13 protein-coding genes are annotated in these 16,568 nt (G+C 69.1%); 5 read left to right on the forward strand and 8 right to left on the reverse strand.

All coding sequences use genetic code 11. The annotated features are described in order from the left end of the window. Positions 1-106: 106 nt before the first annotated feature. The 3 genes from ACPYN5_RS00155 to ACPYN5_RS00165 form a co-directional block, all read right to left on the reverse strand. Positions 107-988 (reverse strand): glycosyltransferase family 2 protein, encoded by an 882-nt coding sequence (locus ACPYN5_RS00155; RefSeq protein ID WP_424446955.1) that lies wholly within the window; start codon positions 986-988, stop codon positions 107-109. Continuing rightward, entirely contained in the window at positions 985-2,121 is a 1,137-nt protein-coding gene (locus ACPYN5_RS00160; protein ID WP_424446956.1) for a glycosyltransferase family 4 protein, read from the reverse strand. The genes ACPYN5_RS00155 and ACPYN5_RS00160 overlap by 4 nt, the downstream gene beginning before the upstream one ends. 69 nt (positions 2,122-2,190) lie before the next feature. Beyond that, positions 2,191-3,747 carry a sugar transferase gene (locus ACPYN5_RS00165; RefSeq protein ID WP_424446957.1) on the reverse strand — a complete coding sequence of 519 codons (1,557 nt, stop codon included), beginning with the start codon at positions 3,745-3,747 and terminating at the stop codon, positions 2,191-2,193. Between the two features lie 156 nt (positions 3,748-3,903). Between ACPYN5_RS00165 and ACPYN5_RS00170 the strand changes: the two genes are divergently transcribed. Further along, entirely contained in the window at positions 3,904-5,733 is a 1,830-nt protein-coding gene (locus ACPYN5_RS00170; protein ID WP_424446958.1) for a DUF4012 domain-containing protein, read from the forward strand. A 27-nt stretch (positions 5,734-5,760) separates the two neighbouring features. Here the strand turns inward: ACPYN5_RS00170 and ACPYN5_RS00175 are convergent, their stop codons facing one another. Beyond that, positions 5,761-6,225 (reverse strand): GtrA family protein, encoded by a 465-nt coding sequence (locus tag ACPYN5_RS00175; protein WP_424446960.1) that lies wholly within the window; start codon positions 6,223-6,225, stop codon positions 5,761-5,763. Positions 6,226-6,288: 63 nt separating this feature from the next. Between ACPYN5_RS00175 and ACPYN5_RS00180 the strand changes: the two genes are divergently transcribed. Further along, positions 6,289-7,080 carry a glycosyltransferase family 2 protein gene (locus tag ACPYN5_RS00180; RefSeq protein ID WP_424446961.1) on the forward strand — a complete coding sequence of 264 codons (792 nt, stop codon included), beginning with the start codon at positions 6,289-6,291 and terminating at the stop codon, positions 7,078-7,080. A 1-nt stretch (position 7,081) separates the two neighbouring features. Then, a complete protein-coding gene (locus tag ACPYN5_RS00185; protein ID WP_424446962.1) occupies positions 7,082-8,557 on the forward strand; it encodes a hypothetical protein in 1,476 nt (491 codons plus the stop codon). 109 nt (positions 8,558-8,666) lie between these two features. Here ACPYN5_RS00185 and ACPYN5_RS00190 read toward each other — a convergent pair whose 3' ends face one another. After that, positions 8,667-10,127 (reverse strand): tyrosine-protein kinase domain-containing protein, encoded by a 1,461-nt coding sequence (locus tag ACPYN5_RS00190; protein ID WP_424446963.1) that lies wholly within the window; start codon positions 10,125-10,127, stop codon positions 8,667-8,669. Between the two features lie 92 nt (positions 10,128-10,219). Then, positions 10,220-11,590: a tyrosine-protein kinase domain-containing protein gene (locus ACPYN5_RS00195; protein ID WP_424446964.1), complete on the reverse strand. Its 1,371-nt coding sequence runs from the start codon at positions 11,588-11,590 to the stop codon at positions 10,220-10,222. 108 nt (positions 11,591-11,698) lie between these two features. Between ACPYN5_RS00195 and ACPYN5_RS00200 the strand changes: the two genes are divergently transcribed. Next, positions 11,699-12,943 carry a hypothetical protein gene (locus ACPYN5_RS00200; RefSeq protein ID WP_424446965.1) on the forward strand — a complete coding sequence of 415 codons (1,245 nt, stop codon included), beginning with the start codon at positions 11,699-11,701 and terminating at the stop codon, positions 12,941-12,943. A gap of 114 nt (positions 12,944-13,057) precedes the next feature. Here ACPYN5_RS00200 and ACPYN5_RS00205 read toward each other — a convergent pair whose 3' ends face one another. Next, a complete protein-coding gene (locus tag ACPYN5_RS00205; RefSeq protein WP_424446966.1) occupies positions 13,058-13,657 on the reverse strand; it encodes an arsenate reductase/protein-tyrosine-phosphatase family protein in 600 nt (199 codons plus the stop codon). A gap of 183 nt (positions 13,658-13,840) precedes the next feature. On the opposite strand from ACPYN5_RS00205, the gene ACPYN5_RS00210 reads away from it, so the two are divergent. After that, entirely contained in the window at positions 13,841-15,574 is a 1,734-nt protein-coding gene (locus ACPYN5_RS00210) for a LuxR C-terminal-related transcriptional regulator (RefSeq protein ID WP_424446967.1), read from the forward strand. Between the two features lie 22 nt (positions 15,575-15,596). On the opposite strand, the gene ACPYN5_RS00215 is transcribed toward ACPYN5_RS00210, so the two are convergent. Then, positions 15,597-16,403, reverse strand: coding sequence for an SDR family oxidoreductase (locus ACPYN5_RS00215; RefSeq protein WP_424446968.1), 807 nt, complete (start codon positions 16,401-16,403; stop codon positions 15,597-15,599). Positions 16,404-16,568 lie beyond the last annotated feature (165 nt).

The following is a 16,568-nucleotide window of genomic DNA, read 5'->3' on the forward strand; positions in this document are numbered from 1 at the left end:
GTGCGGAGAAACATAGGCGAGTGACGGGCAGATCAACAGGGGGTAGTCAATCAACCTCAAGTGCGGTTTCCAGGTCTCGGATGACCGAGACCAATCGGACGTCCGCTCAGCGTTGGTACTCATGGATACTCTGGCCCCGAAGCGCTTCCAGCATCCCTTGCGCAGTCCACACGCGCCCGCTACCGGCTCTTGTCGTACGTCTCGTGACCCGCTCGTGCAGCATGAAGGGCGCACCTAGCGCTGTTCGCGCCAGAGCGGATGCCCATAGCCGGAATCGCGACCGCGATGGTGCAGCGAGCGCGACGCGGTTATGGCCGACTCGTCGGTAACGCGCCTTTGCCCAAGCGACAGATGCCCGCTCTGCGGGGACCGTCTCGTACACGACCGCGTCGTCGTTCCATACGAGAGATGCGCCGCGCTCGCGCATTCGCGCGAAGAAGTCAACATCGCTCCCGCCGGAGCGAGTAAAGCGCCCGTCGAATCGGAGATCCGCGAAGCGGCGGAGGCACTCCGACTTCACTAGCGTGTTGTTGGTCGGCCCGTATGGCATCGATGTGCCGCTCGAACGACGAGGGCGGTCGAGGATGTCGCCCCTCAAGATTCGGTCGTCCGCTCCATCATCGTAGGAGGAGATCACCGGTCCGAAAAAGACGTCCGCGGTCGATTCTGCGGCGAAACGCCGGTGAGCTTCGAGCCAGCCCGACGGTACGAACTCGTCGTCGTCAATGAAGATGAGCGCCCACTCGTCCGACACCTCCGCGACCGCCCGGTTACGAGCGGCCGGGATCCCCGGCTCGGGCTCATGTACGAACCGCACATCACCGAACCGCTCGGAGAGCTGTGCTTCTGCCGAAGGCGTAGCGTTGTTGTCGACAACCAAGACGCAATCGCCCTCGCCCAGCTCCGTCTCGATACTTGTCAGCAGCTTGCTGAGCCCGTCTAGCCTGCCGTAAGTGCAGACTGTTACCAGGATCGGCCCGCCGGTCATCGCCCGCCCGTTTCCGCCGCCTGCACGATGCTCAGTACGGTATTTGCGTTTGTGTGCACGGAATACGTCTGGCTTCGCTGGAATGCGGCATGCGACATGGCCTGCCACTCAGCGGTGCCTGGCTCGATCTTTGCGAGTTCGCGGGCGAGAGATTCCGAGTCGCCCGGCGCGAAGAGCCTCCCTGCCCCCGAGCCTCTGATGACTTCCGCCGGGCCTCCTTGGTCGGACGCTACTACGGGTCTAGAGGTGTTCATAGCTTCGATCACCACCTTGCCGAAGGGTTCCGGGCGCTCAGACGGAACGACCACCACGTCGGCCCACTGATAGTAGTCACTGGGGTCGTCGACCTCCCCCACGAACTCGACCGATTCGGACATGCCCAGGTCACTCGCGAGTCCCGCCAGCTCGCGAGTAACGGTTGTGGATCCTCCGTACTCGCCGCCGACGAGTTTGACGTGTGTCGCTATACCGCCTTCCGCGAGCCTGGCCGCGGCGCGAATGAGCGTAGATTGTCCCTTCCAGCTACTCAACCGCCCCACACAGACGACTCGAAGCGGGCCGTCGTGCTCTTCGCGGGCCGTCAGGTCGGAATGAGCGAGCTCGGCCCCTGAGTAGACGACTTCGACACGCGTGCCCCACGCCTCAGCGCTCTTGAACTGATCGCGGACTGCTTCAGAAACACAGATGACGGCGGCAGAACGCTTGACCAACATCTCGAACAATTTGCGTTCAAGGGAGCTTGTGTAAATCTCGCGGACAATTTGCACATGAGGCGTCTTGCTCAGGGCCGCGATGAGTCGTCCGGACATCACTGCCGACGTGTTCGAGACGATCACCGTCTGTTGACCGGCTGGCGGTCTACGCAATTTTCTCGCCACCGACACGCTGCGCAACAGTCCGCGCCAGAGCCCTCGCCAGCCCGCAACGGTCCCGATGGCGGTCCTGCGTAGCACCGCGACGTCCGTCACCCGCACGTCGACTCCCTGGGGTCGGAGGCGGTCGGCCAGCGGCCCTTCTTCGGGGAGAAGGGCGATGACCCGATGGCCAGCGCGAACACCGGCGAGGCAGATCGCTAGGAATGAACGGTCGGACCCGTACAGTTCGGAGGAACTGTGGACGGCGACAATCAGCATAAAAGGGCCTCCATCGTCGTGCGTTTCATAGCTCTGTGCGCGCCCTCTGATGCGTGCACGCCGCCGCTTTCACAGTGCCGTCGCCCCCGGCGCGAGCACCGCTCGAGCTGTCTTCAGGACGATCACGAGGTCGCCCATCAGACTCCAGTTCTCGACGTACGAAAGATCGAGCCGCACAGATTCTTCCCACGAAAGTGTTGAGCGCCCGCTGACCTGCCAGAGGCCAGTGATACCGGGCTTCGCGAGGAACCGGCGGTGAACATGGTCCGCATACTGCTCGACCTCGGAGGGCAACGGCGGGCGCGGTCCCACCAGCGACATTGAGCCGGCGATCACGTTGAAGAGCTGCGGCAGCTCGTCGAGACTGAACTTCCGCATGATGCGCCCGATGGGCGTAACGCGCGGGTCGTCCTTCATCTTGAACAGCACTTCGTTGCCCACATCTCGCTGCTTCGCGAGCAGCTCGGGCAGGATCTCTTCGGCGTTGACGACCATGGAGCGGAACTTGAGCATGGTGAACTCGCGGCCGCGGAGTCCGACTCGCTTCTGGCGGAAGAGGACCGGACCGCTGGACGTCAGCCGGACTGTGATGGCAAGAAAAACGAGCAGCGGGCTGATGATGATCACCCCCACCACGCTGACGAGAAGATCGACCATTCGCTTCACCAATCGTTGACCACCGCTGAACCGTGGTGTCTCGACATGGATGAGGGGGAGACCTGCGACCGGTCGCGTATGAAGCCGGGGGCCGGCAATGTCGACAATGCTCGGCGCGAGAACGAGGTGCTGCCGCCCGGACTCGAGCTGCCAGGAGATCTGCTTAACCTTCATCGGAGGAAGGTCGTCCGTGCTCGTGACCGCGACGGTGTCAGCTCCGGTGACTCGCAGCGCCCGTTCGATCGTATTGACGTTGCCCATGATCGGGATGGTCGTTCCGCGGATCGTGTCGGCGATCCGACCGGTGGGAACACAAGCTCCGACGACCGCGTATCCGGCCTCCGGCGTGCGCTGGAGCTCGAATGCGATATGTGCGACCGATTGCTCCGACCCGACGAGCAGGACGCGGGCCGTGTAGTCCCCGTGCCGCCGCTTGCGGATGAGCCACTGGCGCCACAGCCAGCGCTCGACAACCAGTGCCAATATCCCGGCGGGAAGGCTGATCAAGAGAAAGCCGCGAGCGACGTCGACCTTGAAGAGGAACGCGAAGATCGCAATGAAGCCGAAGAGCCGGAAACTCGCGTCGACGACCCGCCGGTATTCGGCCATTCCGGTGCCGACGATGCGGTGGCTTCGCGAGTCGATGAGGTGGAGGACCATCATCCAGATGAGGACGAGGCCAGTCGAGAAGTACCAGTACGACAGCTCGGTGATCCGAACGTCGGCCCTGATGTCGACTGCCGCATTGCCGGTGCCGAACCAGATGATCTGGGCGCCGAACACGACCGCCACCAGCACGAAGAAATCGGTGATCCGCAGCCGGCGAGCGTACGCAGGGCGCCAATCACGCGGCGTGACAATCGTCGGCGTAGGCGAAGTGGAGGTGGGCGGGCTGATTTCGCTCGCGCTCGCTTCAGTACCGGGCGGCGTTCCGCCCGGTCTGATCGCGTAACCTGCCTCCGACGTCACACCGCACCCCTCGTTCGGTACATCGCAGATGCTCAGGCTACCTTCAGCGTGTGTCCAGTGTGTAAACGGGTCTCAGATCCGGCGCTGGGAGCAGACGTGTCGAGTGGTGTCCTTGAAGCGGGCGGATACGCAGATAGCCCCTTCTAGGATGTGCTGGTGCCCGAAGAGACCCGCCGTTCCCGCAAGGTGAAGCGCCCGCTGCTCAAGAGCTTCCGTTTCTGGGTGCCCATCGTCATCCTGCTCCTCATCGTCGCGGTGGGTATTGGCGGCGCGCTGGTGGCGAAGGCAATTGCCGACCGGGCCTTTGCCGCCCGTGATTCGCTGCAGAGCGCGATTCCTCTCGCGTCGACGGCGAAAGAACAGGTGCTCGCGAGCGACACCGAGGGAGCACGCGCGACGGTTGCGCAACTGCGCAGCCTCACCACGGATGCGAAGGAGCAGGCCGATGGCGACCTCTGGCGGTTCGGAGAGGCCATACCGGTGGTGGGTGCCAACCTCACCGCCGTGCGCGAGGTCGCGCAGACGATCGACGACCTCGTCGTCAACGCGCTCGAACCTGCGACGGAACTCAGTCTCTCGAGTCTGGCCCCGGTCGACGGTCGTATCGACGTTGCGCAGCTCGATGTCGCCTCCGACATCCTCGACCGCGCCTCCGTCGCGCTCACCGACGCGCGTTCGACCGTCGACGGCATCGATCGGTCGGCGCTGATCGATCAGGTCGCGTCCGGAGTCACTCAGCTCGATGAAGCGCTCGCGCAGATTGAGCCGGTGGTCGGGCCCGCGCAGAAGACGCTCGCGATCCTTCCGGGGATCCTCGGCGCCGAGGGCCCACGCAACTACCTCGTGCTTGTCCAGAACAACGCGGAATCGCGGGGAACCGGCGGCAACCCCGCTTCGCTGGTGATGATCACGGCCGACAACGGGGCGATCTCGATCACGCAGCAGGCCTCCAGCACCGACTTCGACAACGGCCGTCCGGACCCGATCGTCGACCTCGATCCGGCGGCTGTCGCCCTCTACGGCGACAAGATCGGCCGTTATATGCAAGACGTGACCACGACGCCGGACTTCCCGGACTCGGCGCGCGTCATGGCGGCCTTCTGGCAAGAGCAGTTCGGCACCCCGATCGACGGAACCGTCTCCATCGACCCGGTGGCCCTCAGTTACCTCATGGAAGCGACGGGCCCGGTAACGCTGCCCACGGGAGACACCCTCGACGCGGGAAACGTCGTGCCGACTCTCCTGAACGGTGTGTACGAGCGCTTCAACAGCGGTGACCCGGTGTTCGACAACACGCGGCAGGACGCGTTCTTCGCCGTGGCCGCCGGCGCGGTATTCGACTCGATCACCTCGGTCTCGAACCCGCGAGCGCTCGTCGACCAGGTGGCGCGCGCGGCCGAGGAAGGACGCGTACTCTACGTGCCGACGTCGCAGGCCGAGGCCGAGATGATCGCTGGGAGTCGGATGACGGGGCGACTCCCGGCCGACAACTCGGGGATCACCATGATCGGGTCGTACGTCAACGACATCACCGAGGGCAAGCTCGACTACTACATGGACACCGCGGTCACCGTGGCGTCCGACGTCTGCTCCGTCGACGCTGCGACGGCGCCGACCTTCACAGTCACGTCGTCGTTGAACTACAGCCTGCAGCCGGACGACGTACGAGGGCTGCCCCGCTACGTGTCACCAGCCCGGTTCTTCCCGAAGGGCGTGACGAGCACCGATCTCGTCCTCTACGGACCGGTCGGCTCGACCTTCGTCTCGGCCTCGGTGGATGGCAACCCGGTCGGCGCGACTCCCGTCGACCACCTCGGTCGTCCCGCAGTGAAGGTCAACGTCGAGAACGAGCCCGCGTCTTCGCACACGGTGACAGCTACGTTCACCGGCACGCCGGGTGGCGAATACGGACCGTTGGATGTTTGGCACACCCCGATGGTGCGTGACACCCCGGTCACCATCGAGGCGCCGGGCTGCGCCGGCTGACGCATCCGCCGCGACGCGTAGGCCCGGTCAGGCGCGCGCCGTACCGGTCCGGTCAGCTGGACCCGCGCGGAAGACCAGCCCATGGTAGAAGCCGAAGCGGGCAAGCACGACGATGACGATGCTCACGAGGTTGACGACGTTGACGACGAACGGCCCGGCCGGGCGGCCGAGCAGCGCCGACGCGGCCTCGACTCCGCCCCACACGAGCAGTGCGCCGAGCGCGGTGCAGACGGCGTTGACGATCACGAACAGCGTGATCTCGACCCAGCGGCGGCGGCGTGCGCGGTCTTTGAACGTCCACTGCCGGTTGCCGAAGTACGCGTTGATGAGGGCCACGAGCGACGCGACGATCTTCGCGGCGACGACATCCCATCCGATTCCGAGCAACAGGATGTTGAAGGTGACGATCTCGATGAGGGTGCTGATGCCTCCGACGGTGAGGAAGCGCACACTCAGAGCGGCAGCGCGCTTCACGCGGGGGGTCAGTGACATGGCTCGACTAGGCTACAGGCGTTGTCCGCGCCCGGGACATCACCGGTAAGCACGGGGAGCCACGTGAGTTTCGAGCACATCGCTATCGTCATGCCCGCCTACAACGAGGCCGACGGTATCGCCGGGTTCCTGCAGGAGATCGTCGAGCACGTCGCGCCGCGTTGCGGCCGGCTCAGCGTGATCGTGGCCGACGACCGGTCGACGGATGCGACGGCATCCGTCATCGCGCAGCTCGAGCTGCCCGGTGTCGAGGTGCAGACACAAGCTGCGAACCGGGGGCACGGTCCCACCGCGCTCGCCGCCTACCGAGCCGGGCTCGCGACGTCGGCCGATCTGGTCGTGCACGTCGACGGCGACGGGCAGTTCACCGGCGAGGACATCGCTCGCGTCATCGCGGCGCTCGAGGCCGAGAACGCCGACGTCGTGCACGGTGTGCGCCGCGGCCGCGAAGACCCCTGGTACCGCCGCGTGCTGAGCGCGGGGCTGCGCCTGGTTATCCGCCCGTTCGCCGGTCGCGGAGTGCCCGACATCAACACTCCGCTTCGTGCGTACCGTCCCGAGGTCATCGCGACGCTGCTGGATGCCGTCGGGCCCGATGCGCTGGTGCCGCATGTGCACTTCTCGCTCGCCGAGGCTCGTCGCCGGATGCGGGTGCGCTACGTCGCCGTCCGCAGCCTGCCTCGCCGCGGCTCGGAGACGACGGGCACCATGTGGGGGACGAGCGGTCAGCCGATGCTGCCGCCCCCGCGCCTGCGCGCCTTCGCGCGCGACGCCCTAGTCGAGCTGTGGCAGCTGTCGCTGCGTCCCGCCGCCCCGATGCGCGCCCTGCGCGAGCCGGCGCGACAGGAGGCCTGAGATGCCCCGCACGTTCCGGACCGCCGCATTCTGGATCGTCGCGGCGCTCCTCGCGGTCGCCCACGCGATCGTGCTGTGGCAGAGCCTCACCGCGACGAGGCTCTGGGAGGACGAGGCCTTCAACCTGACCGTTCCGGTCAACCTCCTGCGGGGGCTCGGCTACACCAGCGACGGCACACTCTCGGGCAGCGAGCTGACGCCCTACGACGCGCGGATCTCGACGGGCCCCGCCGTGCTGCTCCCCATTGCCGCGGTGCTGGCCACCGGGGCGGACCTGGTCGTCGGCGCGCGTCTGGTTCCCGCCGCGTACTTCGTGGCCCTGCTCGTGGCCGTCGGCATTCTGGGGAACCGCATGGGCGGGCGCTGGGCCGCCCTCGTGGCCGTCACGGTGCCCCTCGCCTTCACCGCTGCGGCGCTGCCCTCGCCGATCCAGGGCCCCGCCGATGTGCTGGGCGAGGTGCCGGCTGCGGCGCTGCTGGCGTGGGCACTCGTCGCGCTGCGCAGGCGACCGTGGCTCGCGGGCTTGCTCGTCGGGCTCGCGATCCAGGCGAAGTACATCGCGCTGCTGTCGCTGCCGGCCTTCATCGTCGCGGTGCTGCTGCTGCTGCTGCAGCACGGACGCCCGTGGCTGCAGCGCTTCCGCGCTCTCATCGTGCCGGCAGTGGCCTTGGCCGTGCCGACGTTGCTCGTGGAGGTCATCGCGTTCATCGCGCTCGGACCCGCCGGCTTCGTCGACCATCTGCGGGCCACGCGTGATTTCATCCGGAGCGGCGGTCAGGTCGCGCACACGACCTTCGCGGAGAAGCTGACGACGCTCGCATCATCGTGGTACCTGCCGCCGGCCTTGGTCATCGTCGCGGTCGTGGTGGCCGTCGCCGTGCTCGTCGTGGGGCTGCTGCTGCGGTTCCCGCCCCGCCGCACCGACCGCTTCTGGGCGACGCTCGCCGCCGAGCCCCGCACACACCTCGCCGTGGCCGCCGTGCTCGGCTTCGGCGCCTTCGTCGGCTGGTGGTCCACCGCGGGGCATCTGCCGCTGTGGGTGCGGCATCCCGCCCCCGGCATCCTCGCCTTCGCGCCCGTGCTCGTCGCCGCGCTCGTGCCGGCACTGCGTCAGCTCTGGCGATCGGGAACGGCCGCGCGTGCGGCATCCGTCGTCGTATCCGCCGCGCTCGTAGGATGCCTCGCGGTGCCGGCCGTCAGCGCCGCCGCTACTGCTGCCGCTCGCGACGGTGCAGAGCTCGAGCAGCAGCGCGAGCAGGCGTCGGCCGTGGCATCGGTGGATGCCGAGTGGGTCGCGACGCACTGGGGCGTCCTCGTCGGCGTCGTTGTGATGTCGGGCTCACACGTGGCGCTCCTCGACGCCCCGCCCGAGAACATCGCCGGCTTCCCGCGGCTCGAGCCCGGCGGGGCCGACCTGTGCGGAGAGGCGGCGTCGCTGGCCGAGGCCCCGGGCGTCGTCGTCTGCCCCACGAACTGACCTCGCCCGCCGCCGGACACCGGCGCCCGCCGCCGGAAACGAACGAGCCCGCAAAGCTCGGGGCTCCGCGGGCTCGTGGCCGGTCTGATGCGACCGGGTCAGAAGAGGATCAGCTGCGACGTGCGCCCGTCGACTCGCTTCGCTCGGCGCGACGCTTCTCCTTCGCCTCGGCGCGGCTCAGCTGCACGGGGGCCTGGTCGACCACGTGGGTCGAGCCGTAGGTGTACGCGCCGTAGCCGTAGCTGTCGGGGCCCTTGGTCGGGAGCATCGTCACGACGACACCGAGCAGCGTGCCGCCGGCGGTGTCGAGGGTGCGGAACGCGCCCTGCAGCTCCTGCTTTTTTGTGCGGCCCGATGCGGCGACCATGATGACACCGCGGGTCTTCTTGCTGAGCACGGCGGCGTCGGTCACGAGCAGCAGCGGCGGCGCATCGATCAGCACGTAGTCGAAGTGCTCGGTGAGAGCGGCGAGCACGTTGTCCATCGAGCTCGAGCCGAGCAGCTCGCTGGGGTTCGGCGGAACCGGGCCGCTGGGCAGCACGAACAGCTGGTTCTGGCCCCACTTCTGCAGCGCGTCGACGAGCGGCACGCGACCGATGATGACGTCGGTCAGGCCGACACCGCCCTCGACGCCCATGTAGTCGGCGACGCGGGGGAGGCGGAGGTCGCCGTCGACCAGAGCGACGCGCGCGCCCGTCTCGGCGAGGGCGATGGCGAGGTTCGCGGTCGTGGTCGACTTGCCCTCACCGGGGCCGGCGCTGGAGACGACGAAGCTGCGCGGGCCGTCTTCGACGTTCAAGAACTGCAGATTGGTGCGCAGCGTGCGGAACGACTCGGCGCGCGGGCTGCGCGGATCGGCGTGCACGATGAGCGGACGCTTCGACGCCTCGTTGTCGAAGGCGATGCCGCCGAGCATGGGCTTGTCGGTGAGCTGCTCGAGGTCGTGCAGCGTGTGGATGCGGGTGTCGAGCACCGACCGCAGCACGGCGAAGCCGACACCGAGGGCGAGGCCCAGCAGTGCGCCGATCGCGATGTAGAGGGGGATGTTCGGGCTCGAGGGAGCTTCGGGGGCGGTCGCGAGCTGCGTGACGGTCACCTGGACGGGGCTAGTGCCCTGACCGTCGGCCGGGCGCTCGATCGTGTTCTGGACTGCTGTGGTGAAGCTCTCGGCGGTCGCATTCGCGATGCGCGCGGCGAGCTCGGGGTCGGCATCGTTGACGCTGATGTTGATGAGCACGGTGTTCAGCGGAGTGCTCGCGCTGATCCGTTCAGCCAGCTGCGCGACCGTCTGATCCAGATCGAGTTCCTCGATCACCGGCTCGAGGACGAGCGAAGTGGGGATGACGTCGACGTAGCTCGTCACCATCTGGCGGGCGAACGTCGTGCCCTGCACGAGCTCTCCGGTGGCGGCTCCCTCGGTGCGCACCGAGACGTACAGGCTCGTAGATGCCTCGTAGCGCGGCGTCTGCAGCAGCGCGTACGCCGCCCCGGCGCCGGTGCCCACGATCAGGAGCGCGAGAAGGAGGATCCAGTTCCTGTGCAGGATGCGCAGGTAATCGCGGAGTTCCACGTGGTAATTCCCCCTATAGGTGTCCGGGTCGACGGCTCTGTCATTGTTCCACACGCCTTAGGGCGGCCTCGCCACGTGCTGGTTATCGCTGGTCAGTCGCCTTTTGCCACGTATGCGTAAACGCCGTACGACGTCTTATCGGCGCCGGCGGTCGGCAGCATCGTCACGACGCTTCCAGCGATACGGGAACCGGCGGTCTCGATGTTCTTGACCGCCGAGGTCAGGCGCGCACGGGTGGTCGACCCGGCCGCCGCGACGAGGATCACGCCGTCGACGGCGCGACCGACGACCGCGGCATCCGTGACGGCGAGGACCGGGGGAGCGTCGATGATGACGACATCGAATGCGGTGCGCAGTTCGTCGAGGAGCTTCGACATCGCCGACGACCCGAGCAGCTCGGCCGGGTTCGGTGGGACGGCGCCCGACGGAAGGATGAAGAGCGTGCCCTGGCCCCAGCGCTGCAGCACGTCGAGCAGGCTCACGCGCCCGACGAGGACGTCGGAGAGGCCCACAGCACCCTCGATGCCGAAGTACTCCGCCGTCTTGGGGCGCCGCAGATCGGCATCGATCAGTGCGACCTTGGCGCCGGTCTCGGCGAACGCGATCGCGAGGTTCGCGGCGGTCGTCGACTTGCCCTCCGACGGGTTGGCGCTCGTCACGACGAACGCGAGCGGACCGCCCGAGGTGGTGAGGAACTGCACGTTGGTGCGCAGCGCGCGGAACGCCTCCGCGCGCGGGTCGCGGGCGGAGGCCGCGACGATCAGGGGCCGCTTCTTCGACTCCGGGTCGAGGGCGATCCCGCCGAGGAGGGGCGCCGACACGATCTTCTCGACGTCTTCGACCGTGCGGATGCGGGTGTCGGCGACGGCGCGGAGGATGGCGATCGCCACACCGGCCGCGAGGCCCACGAGCGCGCCGAGCGCGAGGGCGAGCCGCATGTTCGGCGCGGCCGGATCGACCGGGACCTGCGCGGGCTGCACCGTCTCGATGCGAACGGGGCTCGGGCGTTCGGCGGTCGAGCGTTCGAGCTGCTCCGCGACGACGGTGGTGAAGCTGTCCGCGATGGCGTTCGCGATCCGCGCCGCGCCCTCGGGACCGGGGTCGGAGACCGTGATGGAGATGACGACCGTGTTCTGCGTGGACGAGACCGAGACCCGTTCGGCGAGCTCGGCGGCGCTCTCATCGAGGCCGAGGTCGTCGATCACCGGATCGAGCACGAGCGCCGTCGGGATGATGTTGACGTAGCTCTGCACCGCCTGCCGGGCGAAGTCGGTGCCCTGGCGCAGCTCGTTGTTCGTCGCGCCGCCGGAGGACTGCGTGGCCACGAACAGCTGCGTCGTGGCGTCGTACCGCGGCGGCGTGACGAGCGCCGACGCCGCACCCGCGGCGATGCCGATGAGCGTGGTCGCGATGATCAGCACGATGTTGCGGCGCAGGATGCGGATGTAGTCGTGGAGTTCCACGGTTCTCCTGTCGTCGGTGTCGCCGGGTATCCTTTCACGAGACCAGACGCTCCACCGACATCCGCGCGCCCTTCCGTGCGCCCGAGTCCGAGTCCGAGGCCCTTTCCGATGAACTCTCTCGCCGATCTCTTCACCGACGATCGTCGGTCGAGCGATGACGCGGACCGCGCCGCCGACAGCATCATCGACGACCGCCGCCTCGCCGCCCTCGTCGGCCCGCCGCGCGTGAAGCAGGCGGCTCCCGTGGCCGGCTCCGACGAGACGGCGCGGCTGAGCGCCCTCGTCGACGAGGCCGCCCGCTCCGCCTCGCCCGCGCAGATAGCGGGCGCCGGTGGCACTCCCAAGATGCCCAGGCGGGGACACAAGCGCACCGACTGGCTCAACGTGTCGTTCGCCGTTCTCGCGGTCGCCGTCGTCGCGGTCGTCGGCGTGTTCGGCGGCATCCAGCTCGCGAACGCCAGCCCCGCGGCATCCGCTCTTCGCGCGCTCTCGGTCGATGAGGCGTCGCTCGCCAACGGTGAGCAGGCCGTGCAGTCGGGCGTCGCGCGCATCGAGACCCTCGTCGCCGAGGGCCGCAGCGACGCCGACACCGTCGAGCCTGCGCTCGCGACGATCGAGGGATACGTCGATGAGCCGGCGCGTGCCGCGGCCGTACAGGCGGTGGCTGATCTGCGGGCGGGGCTCGACGCGATCGCGGCGCCCGAGGTGCCCGCCTCGTACACCCGCCCAGCCATCGACACCGACGACCTCGGCGAGGTCGGCGCGCAGATCGACGCGGTGCGCGAGCGCTCGGACGCTCTCACCGGGCTCACCGAGCAGACGCGAACCGTCCGCGCGCAGGTCGTCGCACTGCGTGACGCGTTCGCCGCGTCGATCGCCGCGCTCGGCGCCAGCTTCCCGGCCTCCGCCGAGGCGGAGGTCGAGGAGTACGGGCAAGCGCTGCAGTCGTTCCGCGACGCGGTGACCTCCGCCGCTGCCGCGGTGCCCGCCGCGCAGGCGGCCGGAGGCTTCGGTGTCGCCGAGATGGTCGCCTACCCGCCGCTGGTCGATGCGCTGCGCGATAACCACGAGCTCGCGATCGCCGAGATCCTCGCCGAGCGCGAGGCCGAGCGCGAGAACGCCAACAACAATGGCGGCGGGTTCACGAACCCCGGCACGGGCGGTGACTCGGGCGGGGCGGTCACGCCGGAACCAACGCCGAGTGTTCCCGCCACAAGCGACGGAGACACCGGCGGCGGAGGAGCCGTGGGTGACGGTTCGGGGAGCGGTGACGGCTCGGGGAGCGGCGACGGGTCGGGCGAGAGCATCGGGGAGGGCAGCCTTCCTCCCGTCGGTGAGGTCCCTAACCCGTAGCCCCAGCACGGCCGCGCCGTCCGCTCCGTTCTCGATTGGACTGGTGAGGATGTCCGGATGCGGGCCATATAGAACCTCGCAGTTTGACGCGAGTCGGCAGGCTCCGGCTCGGTCTCAGGCGGGGGCGACGGCGAGCCGGACGACGCGCACGACCTCGTCGATCGCCGGCACGAGCTGCGAGCCCGAGAGCTGGTAGGTGTTCCACGACCGGCGGTACGGGTCGATGACGTCGTCATCGTCGGGCGACTCCGGGGGAAGCGCCATGCCGCGGTGCGAAGCGACCGCCGCGACCGACGCCCGCAGTCGCGCCGAAGGGTCATCCCCGGCGGCATCCGCGGCGGTGCGGAGCTCGTCGTCGCTCGCATCGGCAGCGAGCCGGGCGAACTCGCGCAGGGTGAACGCCACGCGCAGGCGGCTCGGCGCGAGCTCGACGATGCTGCGGCGGTGCTCGCGGGCCATCGCGAGGATCAGGTCGGGCGACCCGAGCCGTGCCGGCGAGATGAGCTGCGAGCGGTGGGCGTCCGCCATGTCGGCGGCGACGCCGTTCTCGACGGCGAGACGCTGGGCTTCGGCGGGCATCGGCGCGCCGCCCATGTCGTAGGTCCCACCGCTGGTGACGGTGCCCGGCAGGCCGGCCAGGCGCGTGCGCAGCAGCTGCTCGGCTAGGGGAGAACGGCACACGTTGCCGGTGCAGACGGTCATGATCTCGAACATCAGGAGCTCTTTCCGTCGGGGCTGGTCGACCCCGTCAGCCTAACCGCCGACCGCTGGCCGTCTCACGCGGCTGACCGTCTCACGCGGCCGGTCGCGCGACGGCTTGCCTACCGGAGCGGCGACCGCAAGCCTCGGGCCTGCGTCGTCGTGCGCTGGGATACTCAGCGCGACCGGAGGAACCGAATGTCGGCTGACCAGTTCATCGACGAAGCGCGCGCGGCATGGCGGCGTCGCGAGACGGAGGTCGCCGTGCGCAGCGCGCTCGCGGCCCACGAGCGGGCCGACGAGCGCGGACTGCCGCTCGCGTGCTCCATCGCGCTGCGCGGTTATCGCGCCGATCTTCTCTGCGGACATCGCGACGAGATCGCGGCCCTGGGCCCGGGAGTGCTCCGCGACGGGGTGTTGGCGATGCTGCAGATCGGGATCCGCGACCTCGACGGGGCGATGGAGCGGATCGACGCGATCGCCGCCGCCGACGGTACCGGCAACGGCGCCGGTGACCTCGCCGACCCGGCGGCATCCGATCCGCTCGCCGACGAGGGTCTCCTCCTGCCCATGCTCTACTCCTACCTCGCGACGGGTGCTGCGGCATCGGGTGCGTGGGCGCGGGCCCGCCGCTGCATCGACGCCGCGCGTCGCGCCATCGCGGCCGCGTCCGAGGCATCCCGACCCTCCGGCGCGGTCGTCGTGCCCGCGCACATCCCGTTCGACCTGCTCGGTCTCGAGGCCTTCGTCGAGCTGCACACGGGTGCCGGCACCGAGGCCCGCCGAGCTCTCGCGGCGGCACTGGCGCCGCTTCGCGTCCGCAACAACCTCTCCGCCGACCACGCGCTCGCCCTCATCTGCCTCGGCAGCATCGACCACGTCACCGGCAGGCTCGCCGAGGCGGCCATCAACCTCGCCCGCGGCGCGCGGCTCGCCCCGTCGTGGCGGCACGGGGTGCGCATCCACGGTGACGTCGAGCTCGCCTTCGTCCGCATCCGGCAGGGGCGGTGGCAGGATGCCGCGGAGGTCGTGCGGTCCACGACGGCTCCCGCCGACTCGATCGAACACGACTGGCTCGAGCCGCAGGCGCTCTCGGTGCACGGGCTGCTGCTCGCGCTGCGCGGCGACCTCGAGGCCAGCAGACCGATCCTCGAGCGCGCAGAACGGCTGTGCCGTGAAACCCCGGTATTCCTGGCGCGCATGGTGCTCACGCACGCTCGCTTCATCGTCGAGATCACGCGCGAGGACTGGACAGGGCTGCGGCGCGCGCTCGACGAAGCCGCCGAGTCGGGGTATCGCCAGCCCTACCGGCCCGAGGAGTGGCGGATGCTCACCCAGCTCGCCGCCTGGCACCTCGGGCGCATCGACGAGTTCCGTCGCGGCATCGTCGAGTGGAGCCACGAAGACGGAGCGACCGCCACGGCGTACTACTGGGCGAACGTCTCCATGCTCGCCGAGCACGACGAGCGGCACCCCGAGGCGGCGGCCGCCATCGCCCGGGCCCTCGACCTGCTCTCACCGGATGACGACCCGCTCGGGCGTGCGTGGGTGCGGATCGTCGCCGGCATCTACTACAGCCGATTCGGCACCCGGGGGAGGCCCGACCCCGCGCGCGCTCTCGCCCTCTACGAAGGGCCGAGCGCCGAGCTGACCGAGCTCGGCGCGGTCAACCTCTCACGCCGGTACGACGACGTCGTCGCGCAGACGACGGCGGAGCTGCTCGAGTCGGACCGCGCCGACCCCGCCGCGCAGCTGACCGATCAGCAGCGCACGATCGCGCAGGCGGTGGGCCAGGGCTACACGAGCGGCGAGATCGCCGGCATCCTGCACCTCTCCAAGCGCACGGTCGACTACCACGTGGCGAACATCATGCGCCGTCTCGGCATCTCGAGCCGCCGTGAGATCGGGCACATGCTCGGCATCGTCCGCTGAGGCCCCGGGCCTCGCGGGGCTGTTACTCCGACCCGGCGTCGCGCCAGTCGTCCGACTGCAGGTGCGAGCCCGCCTGCGGCCCCATCTGCAGCATCCCGCCGTCGACGACCCAGGTCGCACCGGTGACGTATGAGGATGCGGGCGAGGCCAGGAACGCGACGACCGACGCGATCTCCTCGGGCTTGCCCGGGCGGGGGATGGGGATGCCGGGGCGGTGGGTCTTCTCGGCCTCGTCGCCCTCCATGTCGTTGATGGGGGTGGCGATCTCGCCGGGAGCGACGGAGTTGACCGTGATGTCCCGCGGGCCGAGCTCCTGCGCCATCGTCTTCACCAGGCCCTCGAGGCCGTGCTTGGAGGCGACGTAGGCGGCCGAGCCGACGCGCGGCTGCGAGCCGTGGACGCTCGTCACGGCGATGATGCGGCCGCCGTCGCCGGCATCCGCCATGAGCTTCGCCGCGGTCTGCATCCCGAGGAAGGCGCCGTCGAGGTTGAGTGCGACGACCGTGCGCCAGCCGTCGAGGTCGAGGTCGAGAACGGGGCCGCCCGTGCCGCCGCCGGCGTTGTTGACGAAGACGTCGAGCCCGCCGAGCTCGGCGGCCAGATGCTCGATGACCCCGGGGACCTTGTCGAACTCCGTCGCGTCGAACTGCGCGACGACGGCCTTCTGGCCCCGGGCCCGAACGCCCTCCGCGGTCTCGTTCGCGCCCTCTTCATCCGAGTGCCAGGTGACGCCGACGTCCATTCCGGCGTCGGCGAGGGCGAGGGCGGTCGCGCGACCGATCCCCGAGTCGGAAGCGGTCACGATGGCACGGCGAGGAGTGAACGTCATGCCTCGACGCTACGAACGGCCCCGCCCGTCACGCACCCGGTTGACAATCCGGGGCGGTGCAGTGAGGCCGTGCGCGGCGACTCCTCGGATGCGGGCAGCCCGAGACGACGACGCCCCGCCGTCACGCGGAACGTGAGGCGGGGCGTCGACGATCGTGAGGGGTTA

It is taken from the genome of Microbacterium arborescens (genome assembly GCF_049707515.1).
Lineage (GTDB): Bacteria > Actinomycetota > Actinomycetes > Actinomycetales > Microbacteriaceae > Microbacterium > Microbacterium arborescens_B.